General features: G+C 40.8%; 21 protein-coding genes. 8 read left to right on the top strand and 13 right to left on the bottom strand.

The genetic code is table 11. The annotated features are described in order from the left end of the window. Positions 1-34: 34 nt before the first annotated feature. Positions 35-400, bottom strand: a complete 366-nt coding sequence (locus tag RIC88_RS07200) for a DUF1573 domain-containing protein (RefSeq protein WP_350216850.1) — start codon at positions 398-400, stop codon at positions 35-37. A gap of 129 nt (positions 401-529) precedes the next feature. Between RIC88_RS07200 and RIC88_RS07195 the strand changes: the two genes are divergently transcribed. From RIC88_RS07195 to RIC88_RS07180, 4 genes are all read left to right on the top strand, one after another. Next, positions 530-1765: a sensor histidine kinase gene (locus RIC88_RS07195; RefSeq protein ID WP_350216849.1), complete on the top strand. Its 1236-nt coding sequence runs from the start codon at positions 530-532 to the stop codon at positions 1763-1765. Beyond that, positions 1758-2453, top strand: a complete 696-nt coding sequence (locus RIC88_RS07190) for a response regulator transcription factor (RefSeq protein WP_350216848.1) — start codon at positions 1758-1760, stop codon at positions 2451-2453. The genes RIC88_RS07195 and RIC88_RS07190 overlap by 8 nt, the downstream gene beginning before the upstream one ends. Positions 2454-2522: 69 nt before the next feature. Continuing rightward, positions 2523-3917 carry a PP2C family protein-serine/threonine phosphatase gene (locus RIC88_RS07185; protein ID WP_350216847.1) on the top strand — a complete coding sequence of 465 codons (1395 nt, stop codon included), beginning with the start codon at positions 2523-2525 and terminating at the stop codon, positions 3915-3917. A 10-nt stretch (positions 3918-3927) separates the two neighbouring features. Continuing rightward, a complete protein-coding gene (locus RIC88_RS07180) occupies positions 3928-4317 on the top strand; it encodes a DUF1987 domain-containing protein (RefSeq protein WP_350216846.1) in 390 nt (129 codons plus the stop codon). A gap of 7 nt (positions 4318-4324) precedes the next feature. Here the strand turns inward: RIC88_RS07180 and RIC88_RS07175 are convergent, their stop codons facing one another. The 8 genes from RIC88_RS07175 to RIC88_RS07140 form a co-directional block, all read right to left on the bottom strand. Continuing rightward, a complete protein-coding gene (locus RIC88_RS07175) occupies positions 4325-4585 on the bottom strand; it encodes a T9SS type A sorting domain-containing protein (RefSeq protein WP_350216845.1) in 261 nt (86 codons plus the stop codon). 29 nt (positions 4586-4614) lie between these two features. Next, the gene (locus tag RIC88_RS07170; RefSeq protein ID WP_350216844.1) at positions 4615-5760 is read right to left on the bottom strand and encodes an N-acetylmuramoyl-L-alanine amidase; all 1146 of its coding nucleotides are present in this window, start codon (positions 5758-5760) and stop codon (positions 4615-4617) included. 28 nt (positions 5761-5788) lie between these two features. After that, positions 5789-6184 (bottom strand): hypothetical protein, encoded by a 396-nt coding sequence (locus RIC88_RS07165; protein ID WP_350216843.1) that lies wholly within the window; start codon positions 6182-6184, stop codon positions 5789-5791. A 29-nt stretch (positions 6185-6213) separates the two neighbouring features. Then, positions 6214-6672, bottom strand: a complete 459-nt coding sequence (locus RIC88_RS07160; protein ID WP_350216842.1) for a DoxX family protein — start codon at positions 6670-6672, stop codon at positions 6214-6216. Further along, positions 6669-7814: a cysteine desulfurase family protein gene (locus tag RIC88_RS07155; RefSeq protein WP_350216841.1), complete on the bottom strand. Its 1146-nt coding sequence runs from the start codon at positions 7812-7814 to the stop codon at positions 6669-6671. The genes RIC88_RS07160 and RIC88_RS07155 overlap by 4 nt, the downstream gene beginning before the upstream one ends. 1 nt (position 7815) lies before the next feature. Further along, entirely contained in the window at positions 7816-8100 is a 285-nt protein-coding gene (locus RIC88_RS07150; protein WP_350216839.1) for a hypothetical protein, read from the bottom strand. A 17-nt stretch (positions 8101-8117) separates the two neighbouring features. Next, positions 8118-9503 (bottom strand): phosphoglucosamine mutase, encoded by a 1386-nt coding sequence (glmM, locus tag RIC88_RS07145; RefSeq protein WP_350216838.1) that lies wholly within the window; start codon positions 9501-9503, stop codon positions 8118-8120. 65 nt (positions 9504-9568) lie between these two features. After that, positions 9569-9796: a hypothetical protein gene (locus tag RIC88_RS07140; RefSeq protein ID WP_350216837.1), complete on the bottom strand. Its 228-nt coding sequence runs from the start codon at positions 9794-9796 to the stop codon at positions 9569-9571. A 179-nt stretch (positions 9797-9975) separates the two neighbouring features. Between RIC88_RS07140 and mazG the strand changes: the two genes are divergently transcribed. Together mazG and RIC88_RS07130 are read left to right on the top strand one after the other, a co-directional pair. Continuing rightward, the gene (gene mazG, locus RIC88_RS07135) at positions 9976-10770 is read left to right on the top strand and encodes a nucleoside triphosphate pyrophosphohydrolase (RefSeq protein ID WP_350216836.1); all 795 of its coding nucleotides are present in this window, start codon (positions 9976-9978) and stop codon (positions 10768-10770) included. A 64-nt stretch (positions 10771-10834) separates the two neighbouring features. Continuing rightward, positions 10835-10969, top strand: a complete 135-nt coding sequence (locus tag RIC88_RS07130; RefSeq protein WP_350216835.1) for a hypothetical protein — start codon at positions 10835-10837, stop codon at positions 10967-10969. A gap of 246 nt (positions 10970-11215) precedes the next feature. Here the strand turns inward: RIC88_RS07130 and cysS are convergent, their stop codons facing one another. Beyond that, on the bottom strand, positions 11216-12700 hold the full coding sequence (gene cysS, locus RIC88_RS07125) for a cysteine--tRNA ligase (protein ID WP_350216834.1): 1485 nt from the start codon (positions 12698-12700) through the stop codon (positions 11216-11218). Positions 12701-12860: 160 nt separating this feature from the next. Here cysS and RIC88_RS07120 point away from each other — a divergent pair, with 160 nt between their 5' ends. Beyond that, complete coding sequence (locus RIC88_RS07120) at positions 12861-15842, top strand: tetratricopeptide repeat protein (RefSeq protein WP_350216833.1); 2982 nt, start codon at positions 12861-12863, stop codon at positions 15840-15842. A gap of 16 nt (positions 15843-15858) precedes the next feature. Then, positions 15859-19929 carry an OmpA family protein gene (locus tag RIC88_RS07115; protein WP_350216832.1) on the top strand — a complete coding sequence of 1357 codons (4071 nt, stop codon included), beginning with the start codon at positions 15859-15861 and terminating at the stop codon, positions 19927-19929. On the opposite strand, the gene RIC88_RS07110 is transcribed toward RIC88_RS07115, so the two are convergent. The 3 genes from RIC88_RS07110 to RIC88_RS07100 form a co-directional block, all read right to left on the bottom strand. Then, positions 19926-20963 (bottom strand): PorP/SprF family type IX secretion system membrane protein, encoded by a 1038-nt coding sequence (locus RIC88_RS07110; protein WP_350216831.1) that lies wholly within the window; start codon positions 20961-20963, stop codon positions 19926-19928. The genes RIC88_RS07115 and RIC88_RS07110 overlap by 4 nt on opposite strands. Then, complete coding sequence (locus RIC88_RS07105; protein WP_350216830.1) at positions 20960-22186, bottom strand: T9SS type B sorting domain-containing protein; 1227 nt, start codon at positions 22184-22186, stop codon at positions 20960-20962. Before RIC88_RS07105 ends, RIC88_RS07110 begins: the two co-directional genes overlap by 4 nt. Beyond that, positions 22186-23980, bottom strand: a 1795-nt coding sequence (locus RIC88_RS07100; protein WP_350216829.1) for a tail fiber domain-containing protein, incomplete at its 5' end; no start/stop codon positions are given. The genes RIC88_RS07100 and RIC88_RS07105, both read right to left, overlap by 1 nt.

The raw sequence follows: 23980 nt of genomic DNA, 5'->3' as shown, positions 1-23980 counted from the left end.
AAGCCACCAGGTTAGGCAGCTTGCTACTCAGAAATTATTCTACCACCTCTCCATTGAAGTACAAATAAGTGTACTCATCAGAGTCAGAGGTTTTGATTCGAATATTCTTTTTGAAAGCACCGAGTTTCCCGGATTTGAAATTGGCAGAAATAGATGCCGATTCACCAGCCTTGATCTCTCCTTCAGGATACTTCACATTTGTGCATCCGCATGAACCTTTGGCTTCAATAATTCTTATGGTTTCCCCACTGGTGTTGGTGAATTCAAAACTTAGCTCCTTAACCTCATCTTTGGAAACCTGACCCAAATCAATTGAAGTAGTTTTCCACTTTAAAGGTGCCATCCCGGCTACCACAGCTACTGCGATACCCAGCATTACGATAAATGTTGCTTTTCTCATATTTCTAAAATTTTGTTTGAACCAAAGCTGTGTGGTCAGCTTCCAAATCACTGTTAATAACCTCTTAATGATTGTTAACGAGTTGTTAAACACCAATTTCTACCCTTTGAAGTGCTTACTTTTGATGGTATGAAGAATGCACACATTCGTGTTTTAATCATTCTTGCTGTTTTAACCTTATTAGGTATTGTAGGCACGCAAGTCTTTTGGCTCAACCGTGCAATCGAGCAACAAGATCAGGTTTTCAACTATAATGTGCAGGTAGCCTTAAGAAATGTGGTCGAATCTCTTTGCGAAGCAAACGGAAAAGATTTTCCAACGGTTAATCCAGTGGAGCAAGTGTCCGGGAATTATTTCATCGTGCGTACAAATGATCGAATAGATCTGGCCAATCTCGAGTATCTCATTTCTGCAGAAATTAAAAAAAGGTCTATTTCGCAGGATTTTGAATATGGGGTTTACGATTGCGCTAACGATAAGATGGTATATGCTGAGAATGTGAACCTCATGGCAGAAAATGATCAAGATATCATGCCGGTACTCAAGAACGATGAGTACTATTTTGGGGTCTACTTTCCGGAAAAGTCCAGAAACCTTTTTGCGGGATTTGACCTCTGGAAATTCACCACAGCAATTACACTAGTTGTTACCATATTCTTCGGATTTGCTTTGTTCGTGATTCTACGGCAAAAGAGATTAAGTGAGGTTCAAAAAGATTTCATCAACAATGTCAGCCACGAATTAAAAACGCCATTAGCCACTTTATCGCTCGCCTCAGAAACTTTGAAAGAACGATCCGGAGATAAGGAGAATAAGTATGTTCAGGTCATACAAAAAGAGGTTGGTAGACTACAGAAAAATGTTGAGGACATCCTCCACTCTTCATTATTAGAGTCACATTTAAAAGTAGAGAAAGCTCCTGTTCAAATCATGGAGTTTCTTCAGGATATAGTGACAGAAGTAAAGGAGGAATATTCCGGTGAAATGATTGAATGGTCGTTATCAGGCACTGCAGACAGATCAATACTTTCTAATAAAAAATTCCTTGAGAACTGTGTGAGAAACCTGGTAGATAACAGCGTGAAATATGGTGGAAAGCATATTTCAATTCATGTCGATCAGTCATCAAAGAGTACTACCATTTCGGTTAGTGATAATGGTCAGGGAATACCGAAGAAACATCAAAAAAAGATTTTCAAGAAATTCTATCGTGTCCCTGAGTCCAGTCACCAGCACAATCAAAAAGGTTTTGGGTTGGGGCTGCATATTGTGGCTTCAGAAATAAAAAAATTAGGAGGTAAAATCTCGGTCGATTCAACTGAAGGAGTTGGGAGTACATTTAAAATAACATTGCCTAATGGCTAAAATCCTACTCGCAGAAGACGATGAAAACCTCGGTTTTATGATCGAGGATAATCTGCAATCACTGAACAACGAAGTGACCTGGTGCTCAGACGGATCCAAGGCATTTGATGCTTTTCAAAAAGACACATTCGAGATTTGCATCTTAGATGTGATGATGCCTAAAATGGATGGGTTTGAGCTGGCATCCAAGATCAGAGAGGTGAATGAATTTGTCCCTATTATTTTCTTAACTGCTAAATCACAAGAAGAAGACAGGCTTGCAGGCTTTGAAATAGGTGGAGATGATTATGTGACCAAGCCATTCTCCATGAAAGAATTGGAATACCGTATCAATGTTTTTTTAAGGCGAGCCAATCACCAACCATCACAGGAATCAGGCACTAAGATTATTCAACTTGGTGATTCACAATTTGATGTTAGAAACCTGTTGTACTCCTATAAGGATCACAAACAAACACTGACGCAAATGGAGGGCGATTTGCTTGGCCTCCTCATTCGCAATCAAAATGAGCTTGTAAAAAGAGAGTTTATCCTTGAAACCATTTGGGGAGAAAACGACTATTTCAAAGGAAGAAGTCTTGATGTCTTCATTACACGCCTGAGGAAGTATTTAAGGGAAGACACTACACTCGAAATTCGTAACCATCATGGAGTTGGGTTTAGTCTGATTATTTCAGAAAGCACTTAAATCAGAAATCCAAAACACAGGCTCCCTTCGTAGGTTGGTTATCTATTAACCAACAACCGAAAGGAGTTTATGAATACATCTAAAATTCTAGCCCAACGTGCTCTTGAAGTGCAATGGGAAGGAGCCCTCAAGCGAGCAACAGTCAAGTATCACATTGCAGGAGCATGGGTCGCTGTTATTTTCAATCTTGTATTTGGCGCTACCGATTACATCAATGTTAATCACCATTTTGAGGTCTTTTTCATATTCAGACTAGCAGTATCAGCGCTGACAGCCATCCTTTTGGTTCTAAGAAAGCCGCTGAATATCTCTGCTGACTTCCTGATTTTCGTTCCCTTCCTCCTGATTTCTATTCAAAATGCATTCATGTGGAGTTTGATGGATGCTGATCTTCTTCAAAAACACACGCTCGCCTACATCGCGCTATTTATTGGTGCAGGCATGCTTGTTCTATGGAAAATCTACTGGTCCATTATTGTGGTAGTTATTTCTATTGCTGCGAACTTCTTTTTCTTGATTAGAAACAGCACCCTCGGAGTAGAGGAAATCCTCGCGAGCGGTGGATTACTCACCGGTACAGTCATGATTTTCTCCATCATTCTGATTCAAACGCGATATAATCTGACCAAACGAGAAATCATTGCTCGGCTATCACTTGAAGCATCAAACAAGGAACTGAACAAACAGAAGAAAATCATTGAGTCTAAAAACAAGGATATCACTTCAAGTATCCGGTATGCCAAGAAAATTCAGGAAGCGATTCTGCCTTCGGAAAAAAGTATCAAAAAATACCTTCCAAACTCTTTTGTATTTTATCGCCCTCGTGATATTGTTAGTGGGGACTTCTACTGGTTCAAGCACGTAGATGATATCTCTTACATCGCAGCGGTAGATTGTACAGGTCATGGCGTTCCTGGTGCTTTTATGAGTATGATTGGAAATACAATTCTGAACAAGATTGTCCCCGACCATCATACAGAACCAGCTAAGATTTTAAATGCAATGCGAAAAGAGGTTATCACCACCATGGAGCAAGGAGAAGAAAACTCACAGCAGGATGGAATGGATATAGCGTTTTGCACCATAAATCATCGTACCAAAGTATTGGAATATGCTGGTGCTTTCAATCCTTTATGTCTTTTCAGAGATGGTGAGTTGCTCGAGACACGTGCCGATCGCATGCCTATAGGTTCCTATTTTGGTAAAATAGACAAAGAGTACACCAACCATTCCATGGAGCTAAAAGCAGGCGATTCATTCTATATCTATAGCGATGGTTTCCAGGATCAAATTGGAGGTGAGGGAGACAGAAAGTATTCCTCCAAAAACTTTAAAAAATTCTTACAATCTATCAATAACCAAGACACTGATTCACAATTGCAACTCCTCGAAAAAGAGATAGAAGATTGGCGAGGTGATGAAGAGCAATTAGATGATATGCTCATTATCGGTGTGAAAGTCTAAAGTCAGTATTATGAAAGAGTCCTATATAAAAGAAGCAACCCGAACTACTCCATATGCCTGTGTGAATTATCAGGCCGGTATTATAAAATTAGGGGGTCGATCCAGCCCGGAAAACACAATGGAGTTTTATGAGCCATTCTTAAGAGCCATAGCCATGATGTCCAAATCTGCTAAAAATGATATCAAGGCAAAGTTTAAAATGATGTACTTCAACACCAGCTCTGCGCGGTGCATTTATTTAATTATCAAAGAGCTAAAAAAACTGGAGGACAAAGGAAAAAATGTCAAGGTCATCTGGTTTGCTGAGGAAGATGATGAAGATATGTTGGAAACCGGAATGGATTTTCAGGATATTGTAGGAATCACTATCCACATTGAAATGATAAAAAGTGCGGCATAAATCCTGTCTAAAGGATCACCAGTTTCTCTTTAAAAACCTGAGTGCTTGTCTTAATAGATAAAAAATAGATGCCTGGTCGCAATTCGTTCAGCAGGATGGATTCAGAATTCCACTGGCCGACCAGTCTCCCATTAAAATCATAAAGCATTGTGGCTACTATTTCATCCACAAAATCAATGTTGATCTTATTTTGACCTAAAACCGGATTAGGAAAAACCACTGGCTCATTTTCCATCAAGCTTACCTTCATGAATTCATCTAATGTCAATGTATCTGAGATTGATCCTCTTCTTGCGATCAGTGTGATGTCATAGTTCCGGGAACTGCATAAGTCGCTGAAACAGACTCCCCTCTCCATGTCCGTGGAAGCGCTCCAGGCAGTATCCATTCAAACTCCTCATAATCTCCCTGTGCCTGATAAACGACAGTTTCGGCAACCTTTACTAATGTGGTATCAGTTTTTATTGTCAACAATTCAGGTTCTATACATTCCTGCATTTTAGCATCTACAGTTGACTTGAAAGTCATCAATTGATTATACACATTCTCACCCGGACAGAGGGTAGCACACCCGTCTCTATGACCGACAATTGTTCCCAAACTTCCCAACGAATGATTGAATGAATCAAATGGATCGCGACCCTGATCCAGCAGCTCAAAAGTCACGAGCGATTCTAAAGTTTCCCACGTAGATGCGGTGACAGTTGCCGTCTCATAATTTCCCAGAAGACAAATGCCTAATGTACCTGAGTTTGCTCCGCAAAAATGTGCGCCTCGCACATTATCCTGACTGCCGTTTCCGGGATCTCTTCCGGTATACAAGGTGCCATTCTGAGCTATCAGGTAATTATACCCGATATCAGACCAGCCATTTACTTCAGTATGATAGAGGTAAATATCCCTCACGACTTGTGTGTAATTGGTATTTGTATTTGACCCTGCGGAGTGATGGATAACATTATGAAAGACTTCATGAAAAGAACGTGTGTAATTGGGTTCGGGTAAGCCACTCCTCCAGGTTGATTGAGGTACGGCCGGTGGTGGATCATTGCATTCATTGGATTGTGAATTTCTAAATTGATCCGGACTAAAAGCGGGTGGCTGACTACTGGCGATCAGGTATATATCAAAATCAATTCCTTCGCGAACCAAGAGGATTATCTCTTTCGTGGGATTTTCCAGTGAAATAAAATAGGTAGGATCGTCCACATCAGGGTCTCTGGGGATCATTCGTTCCTCTTCGCCAAGCACCAACTTGAAAACTCCTTCACTCTCAGATTTAATGGCTAAGGCTGTTATTGTATTTGAAGAGTTTAGCGTGACAAGCGAGTCAGTACTCTGCTGCTGAAATAACTCAACATGCTCAGATTGGGAGATCAACTTTTGACCTGAAGCCAAATGCCCAATGATTACCAGAAGAATAAAAACTAGTTTAACCCTCATTAATGATGCTAACGTATTGGGCGGGAAATCATTCTAACTTAAGCAAATATTCATATTTACCCCATCCATTAGTTTTTATTAATATCAAATTACTTCCATCAAAAGAATAAGTATACTCACCGGATAGAATAAGACCCCAGTCAAAATCTGCAGTCCAGACATTTTCATCTCTAAAAATGATCGTATTAGCTTCCACTTTATAAGTCCCAGAACCCCCTGCAGGTATCCTATCGGGATTTCCATCACATTCAAACTTTCCTGATTGTAAAGAAAGCCTGGTTTCTCCACTGTTAGTCTGATCGTCATAATGCACATTGAAAACACCTGAGTAGGTTCCTTCAACTGGTATTAACTCTGAATTATTTTCTTTACACGAAAGAATGATTATTGTACTAATTATAGCAAAAACAAACTTTTTTTTCATAACGCTTCGATAACGTCTGAAACAGCTAGTTAATTATCCTCTTCCAAATAATCTTCATCGCTCCAATCGAAATCAAAGTTGGAGGTTTTGCTTTCCACTCGCTGCATGTTCCAATATAGGATGATCCAAAGCGAGCAGAAGATGACGATGATGCTCATTATGAAAAGTAATCCTCCATCATTGTTCACAATAAAACCAAGCTTCGTGAAATGGAGGAAGTTGGCGGCACTGATAATACTGAGTGAAATGATGGCACCAAAAATGTAATAGTTGGTCAGTAGGAGGAAAGTGGAAACAGACTCAATACTGGCAATCAGATAACGACCCCAAGGTTCCCATCCGATCTTCTCAAATATCCAGACACTTTCTTCCGCTCCGCTAAACTTAAATGGAAGGGTTTGAGCCAGAATAATAGCTACGATTAATCTGGGAATAATGTGAATTAAATCACCGGCTTGAAAAGAATGAAAAATTGGTTTTATCCTCATGCAGAAGTAATCTCAGGCTGATAAAGCTGAGTCAGCTTTTCAACCGCATAATCCACTTCTTCTAAGGTATTGTATTTACTGAAAGAAAATCGAATCGCTCCACGATTTTGATCCCTGTTTAGCTCCGCCAAGACATGTGACCCAATACTTGACCCGCTACTACATGCACTTCCTCCTGATACAGAAACGCCAGCAATGTCCAGGTTGAACAGCAGCATGTCGTTATCGTCATTTGGTGGCAGACAAACATTCAAAACAGTATAAAGGCTTTTGTCAAGTTCATCTGAAACCCCATTGAAAGCGATTCCATCAATCGATGCTTTCAGCTTTTCAATCATGTGCTTCTTCAGACCTTCAATGTGCTTTCTATGTCCATCCATATCAGCATACGCAATCTCCATGGCTTTAGCCAGGCCAACGATTCCGTACACGTTTTCAGTGCCTCCACGCATGTTTCGCTCTTGGGCACCACCGTGGATGAATGGATGGATTTTATTCTTATGGTTGATGTATAAAAAGCCGATTCCTTTTGGCCCATGAAACTTATGAGCAGAACCTACAGCAAAATCCAATTTCAGGTTAGGCATGTCATGCGCGTAGTGCGCCATACTCTGTACGGTATCTGAGTGGAAGCATGCTTTGTATTCCTGACACATGTCGCCCACTTTTTCAATGTCCAGCAGGTTGCCGATTTCATTGTTGGCATGCATCAACGTCACCAACGTATCCGGATTGCTTTTGAGCAAGCTTTCCAAATGATCATAATCGACCTGACCCTTGTCATTCAGGTCAACATAGCTCACTTTCATACCTCTTTTTTCCAATGACTGGACAGTATGAAGTACGGCATGGTGTTCAACTTTGCTCGTGATGATGTGTTTGATTTGCTTTTCGCTCACCGTGCATCGAATGGCCGTATTATCAGCTTCGGTTCCGCCGGAAGTAAAAAAGATTTCTGCAGGCGCAGCATTCAATAAATCAGCTACTTTTTTTCTTGAGCGCTCTATAGCCGTTCGAACCTGCCTTCCATGCGAATGAATGGAAGATGGGTTACCGAAATGTTCCAGCATATAAGGCTTCATCGCCTCAAAAACGTCTAAGTCGATCGCTGTAGTAGCAGCATTATCAAAATACACTTTCATACTATTGATGCCTTTTCAAGATCACAGATCCATCCTTGAGGTTTTCTATATTAATAACCTGATCAAATTTTGGAACATCATCATCCATGATTTCGAGGAGTTTAAGCATGAGTTGCTCCTGTCTTTCTTGTATAGCAGCAACTTTTTTTAATTCCCGCTCCATTCCTCCAAGCTTGCGCTCTACACCATTGAACCGTTTATCTACCTTATCAATTCCAGTCACAAACGCATCTTGTTTGACTAGCATTTCAGATAGTAACTCAACTATTTTGTCCTCATTTTTCATTATCTAAATATAACGAATTAGGTATTGGATATGATCTCCTTAATGTCCATCATCAGCTTTTTAGCCAAATGTTCGGCTGTATTCTGACTTTCTGACTCTGCAAAAATACGAATAATCGGTTCAGTATTTGACTTTCGTAATTGTACCCACTCCTTATCAAACTCGATCTTTACACCATCGATCGTGTTGATGGGCTGACCTTTGTATTTTTCCTTGATTGCATCCAATACACCGTCCACGTTGATTTCCGGTGTTAATTCAATCTTGTTTTTGGAAATATGGTAGTTTGGATAGGTCGCTCTCAACATAGAAGCACTCTTTCCAAATTTGGCTAAATGAGTTAAAAACAATGCCACACCAGCCAAAGCATCTCTTCCGTAATGCAAGTCAGGAACGATCACTCCGCCATTTCCTTCTCCGCCAATCACCGCATTCGTTTCTTTCATTTTGGATACTACATGAACCTCACCAACAGCTGATGCGTTGTATTCGCATCCATGTTTCTCTGTCACATCTCTCAATGCCCGGGTTGAGGATAAGTTGGAAACCGTATTTCCCTTTTTCTGTGAAAGCACATAATCAGCAACAGCAACAAGTGTATACTCTTCACCAAATGGTTCTCCATTTTCACAGATTAAAGCTAGCCTGTCAACATCAGGATCCACTACAACCCCAAGGTCATAGCTTCCATTTTCCAGTTCGCTACAGATTTGCTGCAAGTTTTCAGGGAGTGGTTCAGGATTGTGAGGAAAGTTGCCTGTTGGTTCGCAGAAAAGTTCTTTTACTTCTACTCCCATTTGTCTTAGTAAGGGCACTATAGATACTCCACCGGTACTATTTACCGCATCAACCACGACTTTAAATCCGGCCTTTTTAATTGCCTCAACATCTACGAGTGGATGTTTCAGGATTTGTTCTATGTGATAGTCAATGTAAAAATCGTTGTTGCTTAGTTTGCCAAGCTTCCCGGATTGAGCGAATTCAATGTCACTCGATTCGGAGTAGTCTAGCACTACCTTTCCTTCTTCGGCAGAAATGAACTCACCTCTATTGTTCAAAAGTTTGAGGGCATTCCATCCTGCCGGATTGTGGCTGGCTGTAAGAATAATACCACCTTGTGCTTTTTCGGCAAGTACCGCCATTTCTACGGTAGGCGTGGTGCTCAACCCCAAATCAATAACATCTATACCCTGATTGATCAGCGTATTAGCTACCAGTTGAGTAAAAGACGCGCCTGATGGGCGTGCATCTCTACCAATAATAACTTTAGGTTTCTTATGTGTGTCCTTGAGCCAGGCACCATAGCCGGCAGCAAACTTGACAACATCAAGAGGCGATAGATTGTCTCCGGCTTTTCCTCCTATCGTTCCACGCAGGCCGGATATTGATTTTATTAATGTCAAAGCGTTCTATTTTTTAAAGCGGTGCGCAAAGATAGAAATGTAGGTAGAAGTAAAAAGCCTTCTTGTCAGAACTTGGCGAGGACCTTATTTACCTCAGAATCAGGGTTTGCACAGTCTTCTCCGGGCTTCACGGTCTTTCCACAAAATCCACAGGACGCACCTTCTTTGTTGAGGTAAGGGTTTTGAGAGGCGCATGTCCCCTTAAATTCTCCATCTTTTTTTAGCAAAATACGGATGGACAACCCCACAAAAAACAACGCGAATATTCCGATTCCTAATAATACTACCTGCATTCGTTCCGATTTTGGTACAAAATTAGCCAATTTGCGGCTGTAGTTGATGAACAAGCTCATCTTTGTAATAATTCCAAAAGACACCCCTGTAGTCCCCTGAAGGGGACATTATTCCCCCTTTGAAGGGGGGTGTGTAGGCAAAAGCGATGGAAGGGGGATGTTAATGACTTATTGTAGATATGCTAAACAAACCACTATCCACCCCAGACCCAAACAGAAAAGCCAAGCTCGAAGCGTTTGACCGTCTGCTTACCATCATGGATGAGTTGAGGGAGAATTGTCCGTGGGATAAGAAGCAGACAATGGAAACGCTGCGTCATCTCACTATTGAGGAGACCTATGAACTCTCCGATGCGATCATCGAAAATGATTTGGACGAGGTGAAAAAAGAGTTGGGAGACTTAATGCTCCATATGGTGTTTTATGCCCGCATTGGGAGGGAAAAAAAATCCTTTGATGTAGACGATGTGTTGAACTCGGTCTGTGATAAGTTGATCAACCGTCACCCACACATTTATGGGGATTTGAATGCTGAAGACGAAGAAACCGTGAAAGCCAACTGGGAAAAGATTAAGCTGAAAGAAAAGGGGAACAGATCTGTGCTGGGCGGGGTGCCTAAATCTTTACCTGCATTGGTAAAGGCGATGCGCATACAAGAAAAAGCGCGAGGGGTTGGGTTTGACTGGGACAACCAGGATCAGGTGTGGGAAAAAGTAAATGAAGAGATGGAAGAATTCCAGCAGGAAACCGACAAGGAAAAGCAAGCCGGAGAGTTTGGTGACCTGCTATTCTCATTGATCAATTATGCGCGTTTTGTGGACATCAATCCGGAAGAAGCACTGGAGCGCACCAATAAGAAATTCATCAAACGCTTTCAGTATCTCGAGTCTGAATCTAAAAAAGATGGAAAAAGTCTGGGAGAGATGACGCTGGAAGAGATGGATGCGTATTGGGAAAGGGCTAAGGGGATTTGACGATTTGGTGATTGACTCGATTTGAAGATTAGATATTTTGAATAAAGAAAGAATAATCCAGACTATGAAAGGAAAACATTTGGTCATTTTCCTAATTATTCTAGTAGCTGGTTATGGGTCAATAAATGGGCTTCAGCAGCTTTTAGTAAAGCCTGAATGGAGTCAGAGTGATTACGAAATCCTGGTCAATAGTGCTTAAAGGATGCTGATAAAACTGCTATTAATCATCCTGCTTTTACAAAAGAGTATTGTATTTGCTCGACTAAAAAAATTCAAGAAAAGTTCTCTAAACAAGAATATTTACAAGTCTCAAGTGAGTCAACAGAAAATCAATTTCAAGAAATTATGCCAGTGATTGAAACATGCATCAAAGAATTGGAGCAAAAAATTAAGGGCAAATAAGAACAATCTTCAATCCCCAAATCGAATCAATCGTAAATCGACCTCACTCCTCAAAGGCCCATTCAATTTTCTCCTTCATATCCTTAACTACAATGCCTTCTGCTTTTAGCTCGGCTCGTAGCTTATCCACCCGCTCAAAATCACGATTGTATTTTGCGTCTTTGTACTCTCCAATAATAGTATTTATCAGTACTTTGTAGTTCACATCCGCTTCTACTTTCAGCCCAAGCACATCCTCAGCAAAGCCCAAGAAAGTTTTTTTCATTCGCTTAAAAGCCTCCTCACCGATTTCAGCATACTTCAATTGTCCGGTGTGGAGTGAGTTTATCTTTTTTACGAGATTGAACAAATGCCCAATGGTCAGGGCAGTATTAAAGTCATCGTTCATGGCATGATAGCAATTGTCGCACATCTTATTGATCTGTTCTACCTGCTTTTCATCCAGCTCGCCATAGTCTTTGATCCATTCCATTTCATGCATCAGGCGCATTCCGTTGGCCAGTCGTACATATCCTTTTCTGGAAGCTTCCAGTGCTTCATTGGAAAAGTCGAGTGTGCTCGCATAGTGCGATTGCATCATAAAGAAACGAATCGTCATCGGGCTGTAGCCTCGTTCCAGCAGCTCATGATCTCCGGTCATTAGCTCACGTGGAAGGAACGAGTTACCTAGCGACTTACTCATTTTCTGACCGTTTACCGTAAGCATATTGGTGTGCAGCCAATACTTCGCTCCTCCTTTTCCATGGGTGCCTGCATTCTGTGCGATCTCACACTCATGATGAGGAAACTGTAAGTCCATACCACCACCATGGATGTCAAATTCTTCGCCGAGGTATTTGGTACTCATCACCGAGCACTCCAGATGCCAGCCCGGGAATCCATCGCTCCACTGGGTTTTCCACCGCATAATGTGCTCGGGAGCAGCCTTCTTCCATAGTGCAAAATCCAAAGGACTCCTCTTATCTCCACCACCATCCAGATCACGGGTGTCACTTAGCAAGTCTTCTATCTTCCTTCCTGAAAGCACACCATAGGAGTTGTCATTTTCCTTGTGGTACTTCTCCACATCGAAATAGACAGATCCATTGGATTCGTATGCATAGCCATTATCGATGAGCTTTTGAGTCATCTCAATTTGTTCCATTAAATGACCAATCGCCGAAGGCTCAATATCAGGTGGAATAGCATTGAACTGTAGCATGACATCATGAAAATCATTGGCGTACATTTGGACGATTTCCATCGGCTCCAGCTTGTCCAGTTTGGCTTTCTTGGAAATCTTATCTTCACCAGTATCAGAAAGGTGTCCTACGTCCGTAATGTTTCGAACATATCGAACTTTATATCCTAAAAATCGGAGGTATCTATTGACAACATCGAAACTCAAAAAAGTACGCACGTTTCCCAGGTGTACATTGCTATAAACCGTAGGGCCGCAAACGTACATTCCCACATGTGGAGGGTGAAGGGGTTGGAACTCTTCTTTCTGTCGGGTGAGGGAATTAAAAACTTTGAGTTTGCCTGTCATACGCCTGTTTTTCGTGCCACAAAGAAAGGCATTTACCGAAAAATTTACATCTAGGTTACTAAATCCTTTTTAACTGCAAAAAATTCCCTCTTTCCTTCAATTATACATTTATCATTTGGTAATTAAAGTGTTAGGTTAGTGGTGTATTATTATCACCGCCATGAAAAACGTACTTGCTGGTATACTTTTTTCATTAGCAATAGGTGTATCCAATGGTCAAAACGTCAATGGCCTGATCACTCAAGCTGAAGAAAATCTCGATAAAAATCATTGGGAACAGGCCACAGAGAATTTCAAATTTATTGTTGAAAATCATATAGATGACCTGACGTATCACCAACGCGCCAACATCTACAACAATCTTGGGTTTCTAAGCCTCAATTTGCTTGATCCGTTTGAAGCAGAGCGAAACCTGAACCTCTCCATCCTTTACCATGAGGAAGCAGGTATCCCAAATCAAAAAGACTATGCGAATGCCCTTTTAAATATGGGCATCTTATACACTGAGCAGGTAGAATATGATTTAGCCAGGAGATACATTCAAAAGTCGTTGGACATTTTTGATCAAATTCCCGGAGATAAAGTTGATTACTGGATTGCAAGATCCAAGCTGGCCACACTTTATGAAGAGGCAGGTTCCTATACATTGGCACTGAGTATTTACAACAATTGCTATGATCAACTGGTGGCAAGTGGAAATGACCTTTCTCCTGATTTTGCTGAGATATGCATGCACAAAGGGAGAATTCTTATTCTGACCGGGGATCCCATTGAGGGCGAAAAATTCATTAACCTAAGTTCCACCATTTACAGATCATTAGGTGGTCAATATGCCGTGGAGCAGGCCGAGTCATTGGAACACCTGGCACTTTTCTATGAAAGAATGGGGCGTTTTGGTGAGGCTGAAAAAACCTTACTGGAAGTTCTTTCTCTGAAAAGAAGTATTCCTGATGAAGCTGATATCTTAATAATCGAAACGCTGAATGATTTGGGGATTCTTTACCATCAACTTGGCAATCACGATAAAGCTAAAGAGATGTTTAGCGAGGTAGTGAAAGAAAGCGAAGAAAATGTGGGCACAGATCACCCTTTTTATGCTACTGCCAAAAATAACCTGGGCACCCTTGCGCTGGATGAAGGGAATGTAGCTCTGGCAAGAGATATGTTTGTTTCTGCACTGGCCACCTATAAAGCAAAGTTTGGCAGCAATCACCCTTATTATGCCAACGCACTTAATAATCTGGCGAGAGTAGAAAGAAAGTTGGGCAATAATGCAATGGCCGAGAGGTACTACATAGAGGTACTTCAGATTGACGAAAAAATATATGGCAAAAACCATCCGGATTATGCCACTACGCTTATTAACCTCGGTGTGCTCTACAGTGCAAACGGAAGGGAACTAGAAGCCGAAAAATACTACAAAGAGGCTGTTGACATAAGAGAAAGGGTGCTGGGAGTCAACCATCCGGGTTATGGAAGTGCTCTGGAGTATATGGGTATGCATTGTCTGGCTATCAACAACAAGATGGACGCTGAGAAATTCTTTCGAAAATCCATTGAAATACAAATCGGGCAGATAGGTACATTATTCCCTATCATGACGCAACAGGAACGTCAGTCTTTCTTTCAGAACATTAAATCAAATATAGATCGGTACAATTATATCGCCTTTGAATTACTCAATCAAAAACCTGATCTCATCAAAACCATTTTTGATTTTCAGGTTAAAACAAAGGCTATTCTGTTTAGCACCTCCGACAAGGTGCGTGAAATCATTTTTGAAAGCCCGGATGAGGAGCTCAAGGAAAATTTTCGTAGGTGGCAATCTGACAAGCGACTACTTGCCAGCTACTATCAGATGGGGGTACAAGAGCTGGAGCAGCAAAATATCAACCTGAAGTTTGAAGAATCGAAAGTTGAGCGGCAGGAAAAAGAGCTAATGCAAAAGCTTGAAAACTTTGAAGGAGTGCTACAGCGAGTAGAGCAAAACTGGAAATCAATACAGGATTATGTGAAACCAAATGAGGCCATTATTGAGGTAGTTCGGGTGAGAGAGTTTAAATCTTTAACTAAAACTGAGGGCACCCTTTTCGGCTTTACTGATTTCACACAATATCTGGCCATTATTTTTAAACATGGGCAAACAGAGCCTTCTTATGTGGTTTTGGGTGGCGATTATAAAACTGAAGATCAGCACTATGCTAAGTACAAAAACTCAATCCTATTCAATGTAGATCAGAAGGAAACCTATGATGTTTTCTGGAATCCGATCGACAAAGTCATTAATGGTGTTACCTCTGTTAAAATGGCGCCAGATGGTATTTTTAATAAAATGAATCCAAATGCTTTAACCATGCCTGATGGAAAGCATGTGATCAATAAATACTACGTTACCTACCTCACAAGTACAAAAGACCTTTTTAGGCCAGAGGCTCAAATCTTCAATAAAAAGGCCTATTTATTTGGCAATCCGGCGTTTAATCCCGACAATGTAGAAGACCATTTAAACCTGTCCAGTCTTCCGGGATCAGAATCAGAGATTAGTCAAATAGGCAGCATTCTAAATGACGGATGGGATTTGAAAACTTATTTGAAGAAAGATGCCAACGAATTGAAAATCAGATCAGCCTATAACCCTACGGTTCTTCATATCGCCACACATGGCTTCTTTGGTGATCAATATAATTTTATTTCAGCGAATAGCCCTATCAATAACCCCTTGTTCAAGTCTGGTATCTATTTAACTGGTGCATCCGTTACATTCTCAAGGTTTATTAATGGTATTGCAACTATTCCGGAGAATGACGGAATACTTACAGCTTATGAAGCAATGAATTTAGATTTGAGCCGGACACGACTTGTCGTACTTTCTGCCTGTGAGTCTGGTTTGGGTGATATTGAGAATGGGGAGGGTGTTTATGGACTGCAAAGGGCGTTTATGGTGGCGGGAGCCAGAAATATAATCACAAGCTTAACAAAAGTCGATGATGCAGCTACAAGTGAATTAATGATTCATTTTTATAAAAAATTTACAGAAACAAACAATGTTAGTGAGTCTCTCAGGCACGCACAGCTTAAATTGAAGGAAAAGTACAATGATCCTAAAGTGTGGGGGGCGTTTATTCTAACAGGTAATGGATAATAAAAATTTTTAAGTTATGAGAAAGTCGTTCTTTCTTCTTGGTTTTTTAATTGGATTATTTGCTGCGGCGCAAGGCAATCACGCAACGATTCAAAGACTCTTAACTATTGGCGATGATTATTTTAAGAATGATCAGTACATGAATGCCATAAGGCATTACAAGGCAGTTTTGGATGAAAATCCAACAAACTTGAAAGCCCAATATCAGCTTGGAGAATGTTACAGGCTGGTTCAAGACTATGAGAGTGCCGAATACTATTATGAATCTATTGGCGCTGATCAGGACATAAGATATCCCCTCGCTGGCTTTTACTATGCAACCATGCAAAAGCTGAAGGGTAGATATGATCAGGCCTTGAAAAATTTCAAATCCTTCAGAAGTTTTTTAGTTAATAATGATCTTCACGAATCAGATAATTTTCGTTACTACTACAAACAAGCAAAGATTGAAATTGATGGGTGTCAATTAGCCTTAAATCAAATTACGCTTGTCCACCCGGATCACAAGTTCGTCCCTCTTTCCGCCCCGCTTAATTCTGAGTTTAATGACTATGCCGCGTTTAGCGTAGGTTCTGACTCCATTTTGTGCCTTACATCAGCTCGTAGCAGTGGGAAAGGAAGCTTAATTGACAACCAATTTGGTGAGTCTTTTGCTGATTTGTTTCGATTTACAAAGGTGAATGGACAGTGGAAAGAGCTGGATCAAGGGGATCGTTTCGAAAAAATGATCAACACAAAATATGGGGACGGATCAGGATCGTTCAATAGAGATAGAACCAAATTTTATTATACTAATTGTGACGAGGATTTGGGTGATGTTTGCCATATATACCTTTCACGACTTGTTGGTGGCAAATGGAGTGAGCCAAAACCTTTAAATCTTAATATCAATGAGTATGGATTCAACTCAAAACATCCAAACCTCACGCCGGGTGGAGACACACTATTCTATGTATCTGATAGAGAAGGTGGTATTGGCCAGCTCGATATTTATATGAGCATTAATTCCGGAGATGAAAACTGGGGACCCCCTATGAATTTGGGAGATCAAATAAATACCCCTTTCAACGAAGTTTCCCCATTCTATGATCCGGGAGAGCGCGTATTGTTTTTCGCCTCAAATGGCCACAGAGGTTTTGGCGGTTTTGACATTTATATAGCAAGAGGCACCAAGTTTGAATCTGCAGAAATTTACAACGCCGGGATTCCATTCAATTCGTACAAAGACGATATCTTCTTTTTTATGGGCAATCGGAAAGGATATCTCTCATCCAACAGAGAAGAGGGCTTGGGTAAATTTGACATCTATGCTTTTGATATTAGGTCGAAAAGCGACATCATTTCAGAGGTTTCCAATGAAGGTACGATTGCAGGAAGAAACTCCCTGTTTACAGATGATTACAATTTCGATAGTAGCGAGACGGAAATTATCAATCAGATTATTTCAAGAATGCTTTCCTCATCCGTATCCGACGTTGACTTGATTTTAACAGAAAGACAGCTGGCTGTCTACAACTCATTGAGCGAAGACGATAAAGAACGAATTGATAAGATTGTAAATGCCAGGGTCAGAAAGATGACCAGCAATATGATTCGTTCCATCCGGACTGAGGATGACTATTATTATCAGCAGCTTAGCACGGATAAAAGAAGAAAAGTGGACAACATCGTTTCTACTTATCTGGAGCAGCAGGGAATGGGGAATAGTGTAAACCTTGCTGATGATGTTTTTAGTTTCTATAGTGGTGTAGGTACCGATGAGCGTGAAAAAATAGACATCTTAATTTCTGATCGATTAAAAAACGCGCAGGACTTCAAGCCTGCCACTCCTACCTACAATTCCTTCGAACCAAAAGAGCAAAAAAGCCTGGATGGAATTGCCATCAAATACTTAAAACAGAAGCGAAACCTGGAGAGTATAGCTTTAGATATGTCAGAAAAAGTTTTCATTAGGGACAATCAGGAAGCGGTGGATGATGTGAGCACGGCAATTAGAGAGCGGTTGATTGGACTAAGCAATGAAGAAAAATACCGGCTGGTAAAAGAGGATCGGGATTTCTATGAGACATTAAATGAAGACGAAAAAGGAAAGCTGAAGTCCATCGCGGAAACTTTTATGCTTTCCGATCTTTCAAATTTTGATCAAAATGTAAGTAATTCTGACCTGGATGTTTTCAAAAACAAAAACACGCAAGAGCAGAACAAGCTGGATAAGCTACTATTAAAGCAAATTTCGAACCTTGCTAACTCAAGTATTTATCTTACGGAAACCACTTTTTCACAATCTGAACTTCAAGCTGCCCTTGGTGATAGCCCGGAAGAAACAGTAGACAAATTATTAAAATTACGACCGGACTTAACTGAGTCGCAAAAGAGTGCAGTTGAGCGATTTGTTAACACAGCCTATGATTCATATTTATCAGAAGCTAAGCCTATTTTTTTCGAAACGACACCAACCATTGTAAGCACTTCGACTCCTGTAGCTTCAGGTGCAGATCCTTCGGCTAGATTGACAAGCAGCGATATCAGTCAATACGAAGCACTTAGCGACGCTAAGAAGCGGGTTATAGACAATGTAATTGCACTGGATTATCTAGTAACAGAGTACTCTGATCGTACAGTTCGACTTAGCGACGAGCACAAGCTGACTGAAGTAACAGGAAGAGAAAAGGTTCACATCGCTGCATTGTCGAAAAAAGTCTCCGGAGAAGAGATTAAGGCCTCCGAGCAAGGCTTCATAAGAGATGCATTTATTTACTACAATAATTTATCTCAAGATCGCAAAGCATTCATCAACAGGGTCGTTTTGGATAAAGGGCTACCTCAAAAAAATACTCGGTATGTATTACCTGAAAGTGATGCTCGAGCAAGAGGTTCACTTACAGCAGACGAGCAATCATTGCTTGAAAGAATTAAGAAATTCAGATTTAACAATGATCGTATTCTGACAGAAAACCTTGCATTAGATGCAAAAGATGTAGACGAAGCGCCAGTAGACCTTATCGCTCTGGCTGCTAATAGCGACTTGGGTAGCTCATCTGATACTAAGAAATTAATGGGTGCCGAAGATATTTTGGCCTCTGAAGAACTTGACGATATCAAAATAGCCCTTCCAATTGACAAGATTGATGGTTATGATGAAATTACCATTACAGGAAAATTAGTAGGGGCTAGCTCAGGCAAGCCACTATCTTCTTTTGCAATAACGCTGATTGAATTTGATAATACCAAGACAGTAATTGAAGGCTATACAAATTCAGTGGGAGAGTTTGAATTCAAGATTTCCCCGGCTAAATACGACCTGACCTTCAAGAAAGGAAATGATTCTGAATCCGTAGTTCTCGAAGACTTCAATGTAGAAGGAAGACGTGAGAAAGAGTCAGGTGTTTTCACAAATGCCACAAGAGCCTTTTTCGATGTAAACTCATCAGAATTGCGACCAGAAGTTAAAATCCTATTGGATGACGTAATAGTTGCTTTCCGCAATGCCGGGAATAAAATTGAGATTGAATCTCATACCGATGATACTGGGGCTGCAGACTATAACCTGTTACTTAGCAAAAACCGTGGCTATTCAGCACGGGACTATCTGATCGCAAATGGGATTGACCAATCGAAAATTTCAGTAATATGGCATGGGTCCGAAAAACCAATTGCTGACAATAGTAATCCGTATGGTCGGCAGCTAAACAGGCGTATTGATGTTCGTTTGATAGGAAAACGAAGGGAATCATTTGGTAATTTCTATTTGATCCGACCTGGTGCTACTGTTTCCAAACTATCAACGACCATGGGTGTCTCAGAAGAAAAAATAAGGGAATTAAACGGACTAGGAAATGATGATCTTTCAGTTTATCAGCCGATAAGGTTGCAGAAAGATGTTGAAATTGAACCTGATTTTAACTTGGTAGTCCCGGCGGATATTAAAAGTGGTAGTGACTTTATATACACCGTAAGACCTGGTGATAACCTTCAAGTAGTTTCCAAGAAATTCAATGTCCCTGAAGAGCTGATTATGGAGCAAAATGGATTGATTTCTACCGAATTAGAGCCGGGCACCAGATTAATTATTTATCCAAAAAACTAGAAAAGCGGATTAGATATTTTACGCATATTCAGGTTCTTGGAGAGGCTGTACTGTATTGATATCTCCATAGAATTTTGCGCTAAATCAATCCCTTTTTCAGGAACAAACAAGGTGGTATTCATATCATAACTCACCCTTACCGTCAGGGAGTTTACTTTTACTCCCCCCATGAAAATAAAGGAATCCCTGAGGCGATACCACGTGCCAATAAGTAATTGAGTCCCCCTGGCACGATACTGCTCAGCGTTCGGTACGTAGGCTACATTGAGACCGGCATTAAACTGCTGATTCTGTCTGATATATAAATACAACAAACTAGGGGTTATAAACAACTTATTCATTTTAAACTCGATTCCTCCATTATACTTAAACAGCATTGCCTCCGGGCTTTCTGAATCTACCGTAAATGAAGTGTTGGGCCTGTTAAGGTTAGTAGCAGAAAGGCCAACGAAAGCACTATAATTATGCAACAAGTAATTCCTCTCAGGGTTGTAGTAGTACATAATTCCTGCATTCACCACTATGTTTTGCTGCTGATCATCGAATTCCGTAACAGGTATCGGAAGGGTATTGTCGAAACCGTAAAAAGCATTGTATTGCGATCCCCAGGCCAGGTTACTGAAATTAAGTTTTCGCATCTCATAGCCCGCCTGGACTCCTATTGAAACTAAATACGAACTCAGTAGTCCAAATTTTAAATTGTGAGCATAGTTTGCAAAAACAGAATTCCTTTCATAGATACCCTGAAAGCCGCTTTTTTCATTAAAAGCCATTAGACCTATGCCCCCAATTGATTGTTCCAACTTGCCTTGAGGCTTGAGAGGGAATATGAACGAAACCTGCGTCAATTCATTCACAATGTCCACACTTTGCAATTGACGCTTATGGTTCATATGAATGGACGGATCATTGTATATTCCACTAAATGCCGGATTTAGATACAATGAAGCTGCATAGTACTGGGAGAACTGAGCATCCTGACCAGCAACTCTTGCAGCTAAACCTATGAGCAATATGGTGATGACCTTTTTCATTTCACTAAATAAAATGCTCCTTTCTGCTGCACTGGCAGGCCTGTTTCAAATTGAAATCTTACGGTATAATAATACACTCCAGCAGGCTCCTCTGCTCCTGTTCGTTGGTTTTCACCATTCCAACCATTTTGATTAGCCTCAGTGAATGAACTGGTAGAATAAACAATTGATCCATATCTATTGTAAATCTGAAGGTCAAAGCCATCTTCTGAAATTCGTTCACCAAAAATTTTAAATGTCTGATTCTTAGGGTCACTTGCCTGTGGCGAAAATGCCTCTGGTATGTAGTAAAGCCCCTCTTCCGGTATACGTGGTGCAAGAGCCATGGCGAGATATATTTTTTCCCCTAAGCTGGGCATTATGGGAAGTTCACTCTCTATAGTTCCAAAAGTGAGTGAATCTGAATTCATTAATGACTTAACGCCAAGAGATTCATAAATTCCAGCCGGATCAGAAGCGTATGCAATGACTGGGGAGTTTACCCTATGCCTGATATCATTATTAATTCTAAAATCACCCAACTCCAGGTTTTCTTCGCTGAAGTCAATGGAAACTGGCGTTGGGTCCGTACCACCATTAAGTAGTTCAATCTCCCAAAGGCCTAAATGAGAAACTCCCAGTAGACTATCTCCAGGCACTGGATCGACGGCATTATCCCTTTCAAAGTTTGCAGCAATCTCGGTGTTAAGTCCAAATACATTTAGTAATGTAACGGGAGCATATACACCATTCGATCCTAGAGGAAAGGTTTTTATTCCGCTTCCTCTTATTATTAAAGTACCATCGAAATATGACGCATTAGATCCTTCATAGACACGGGCTGTCGATTCTAAAACAAATCTGGAACCATCAGGTAATACGATGTTCCCAAAATCCAATTCCAATCTATTCGATACAGAATAACTATCACCAGTAAGCAAGAGCTCACCTCCTTTATTGACAATGAAATCTTCAACGGTAAGCTGTGGAGGACTAATTCTTTGGTCTGCAGATCCAAGAAATTGCAACCTCCCTCCAAGCCCATTGAAATTATTGTTTATCAGCCAGTCACCATAAAGAGATAATGTCCCATTATTTTGAATAACCCCATTATTCTCCAAATCTCCCCCTACCTCAAGATTTGCCCCATCAGATATATGTACCAGAGCATTGCTTGGAATATATAGCTGCTGGGCTGATAAAATCAGTGGTAAAAAGAATAGTATGGTGATTAATCTATTCATCAATCTTTTTTATCGGCTGTTTTAGTTCCAAGGACAATTTCCTTCAGCATCTCAACATCACTTTTAATATCTGTATTCTCTTCCTGAAGCTTACTCATGATCTCAAGTTGCATAGCAGAAAGCTTACGCTGATCTTCGAGTGCATTTTTCAAATCAGCAGCAGAAGCTTTTTCTTCGGTAAGGTCTGCAATCAATTTGTCAATAAGCTTTTGTTGTTCTTTTAGTGCTTCGATAAGCACAGGCACTAATGCCTGATAGTTAACTGTCTTATACCCATTCGGTAAAGTATTGACCAACTCAGGGAAGACTTTTTCAACCTCTTGTGCGATTAATCCTATTTGCTGTCTTTCAGAAAAATCATTATCAGGAAATTCATCTTTCTTCCAGTAGTATGATACTCCTTCTAGTTTTGCCAAATTTTCACCTACATTTTTAAGTGGTACTATTTCCTTTTTGTACCTCTCATCGGAAAATGTAAGCGCCCCACTGGCATAAATGTTAGCATTTGAGATAATATCTCCGTTAACAGCAAGTCCTGTAGTTGCAAAAACATTTGCAGAAGTTGCAGAAGTTGACCCCATCTTATTTGGGGTTCCACTATCTGAAGTTGCAGCAGTTAAAAAGTTGGTGTTGCCAATAGAGGCTCTTCCTGAAATGGCAAGTTCAGCGGCATCTATATCTACACCTCCTGTACCTGCATCTATATTAACTGTAGTTGCTCCAGTAGTATTCCCAAGGGTAATGGTTCGTACCGCAGCTCCTGTTCCAATATTTATCGGCTGAGTATTAGCATTGTTACCAATATTAATTGCTCCAGCCGCAGCGTTGATATTAACTGTGCTTGAGGATGCGTCAATTGTAACTCCAGTTCCATCTATATCAGCAATTGCGTTAGCTGTGATGGCTAGATTTCCAGAAACCGAAGAAACTGAGTTTCCGTCGATTCTTACTTGATCCACATTCGCAATTGTAGCCGCAGTGGTGCTACCAATTGTGCCTCCTTCGATTGTTGCACTGTTAATTGCTGGACTTGTAAGGGTTTTATTTGTCAGGGTTTGCGTAGCATTATCACCAACAAGCGTTGTAGTTGCTTGAGGTAAAGTCACCAGATAATTAGCAGATGCATTGCCTGGTGATAATGTAAGTCGATTCCCATCGACAACCCCACCCTCAAAAATTAGATCATCTTGAATTTCAGCATCTATAAATAACCTATCCAAAGTATTGTCGTCACCCAGTTGAGTATCAGTTGCAACATTCAACCCATTAGTGGCTGTCACTGCTAATGACTGATCACCGGCAATTGTAACGCTACCACTTGTGCCATTAGTAGTAATTGTACTTCCCTGAGCATAAGTCTGCTGCATTGTAGGAGTTGATAAACCATCGACTGTAGCATCTATTTCGTCAATAGCTGCCTGAACATCTGTTGCAGAAAGACCCGAGGTTGCATTTGCAAAGGAAACTTCCGAAGCTGCCATTACACCATTTGCATTAGCTGTGGTGGCAAGGGTGGCTGATGCGCCTGCAAAGTTTGGTAGGTTGAAAGTCGTCGCATCAGTTGTCTGATCTAAAGCGGCCAGTGTTGCATCAAAGGACAATTCATCAAAAATCACATTGCCTGTGTTGGTAATATTGCCTGTGTTCGTAATACCTGCTGTAGTCGTTGCGCCAGTCACCCCTAGTGTGCCTCCGATGGTTGCATTATTGGTCACATCCACTCCATTGGTAGTAGAAACGACTAATTGCTCAGTACCCGTGATGATGACATCCCCTTCAGCCAGTGAAGTGGTG

The organism is Ekhidna sp. (assembly GCF_040220215.1).
Classification (GTDB): domain Bacteria; phylum Bacteroidota; class Bacteroidia; order Cytophagales; family Cyclobacteriaceae; genus Ekhidna.
This window is presented reverse-complemented; position numbering and strand designations above follow the sequence as displayed.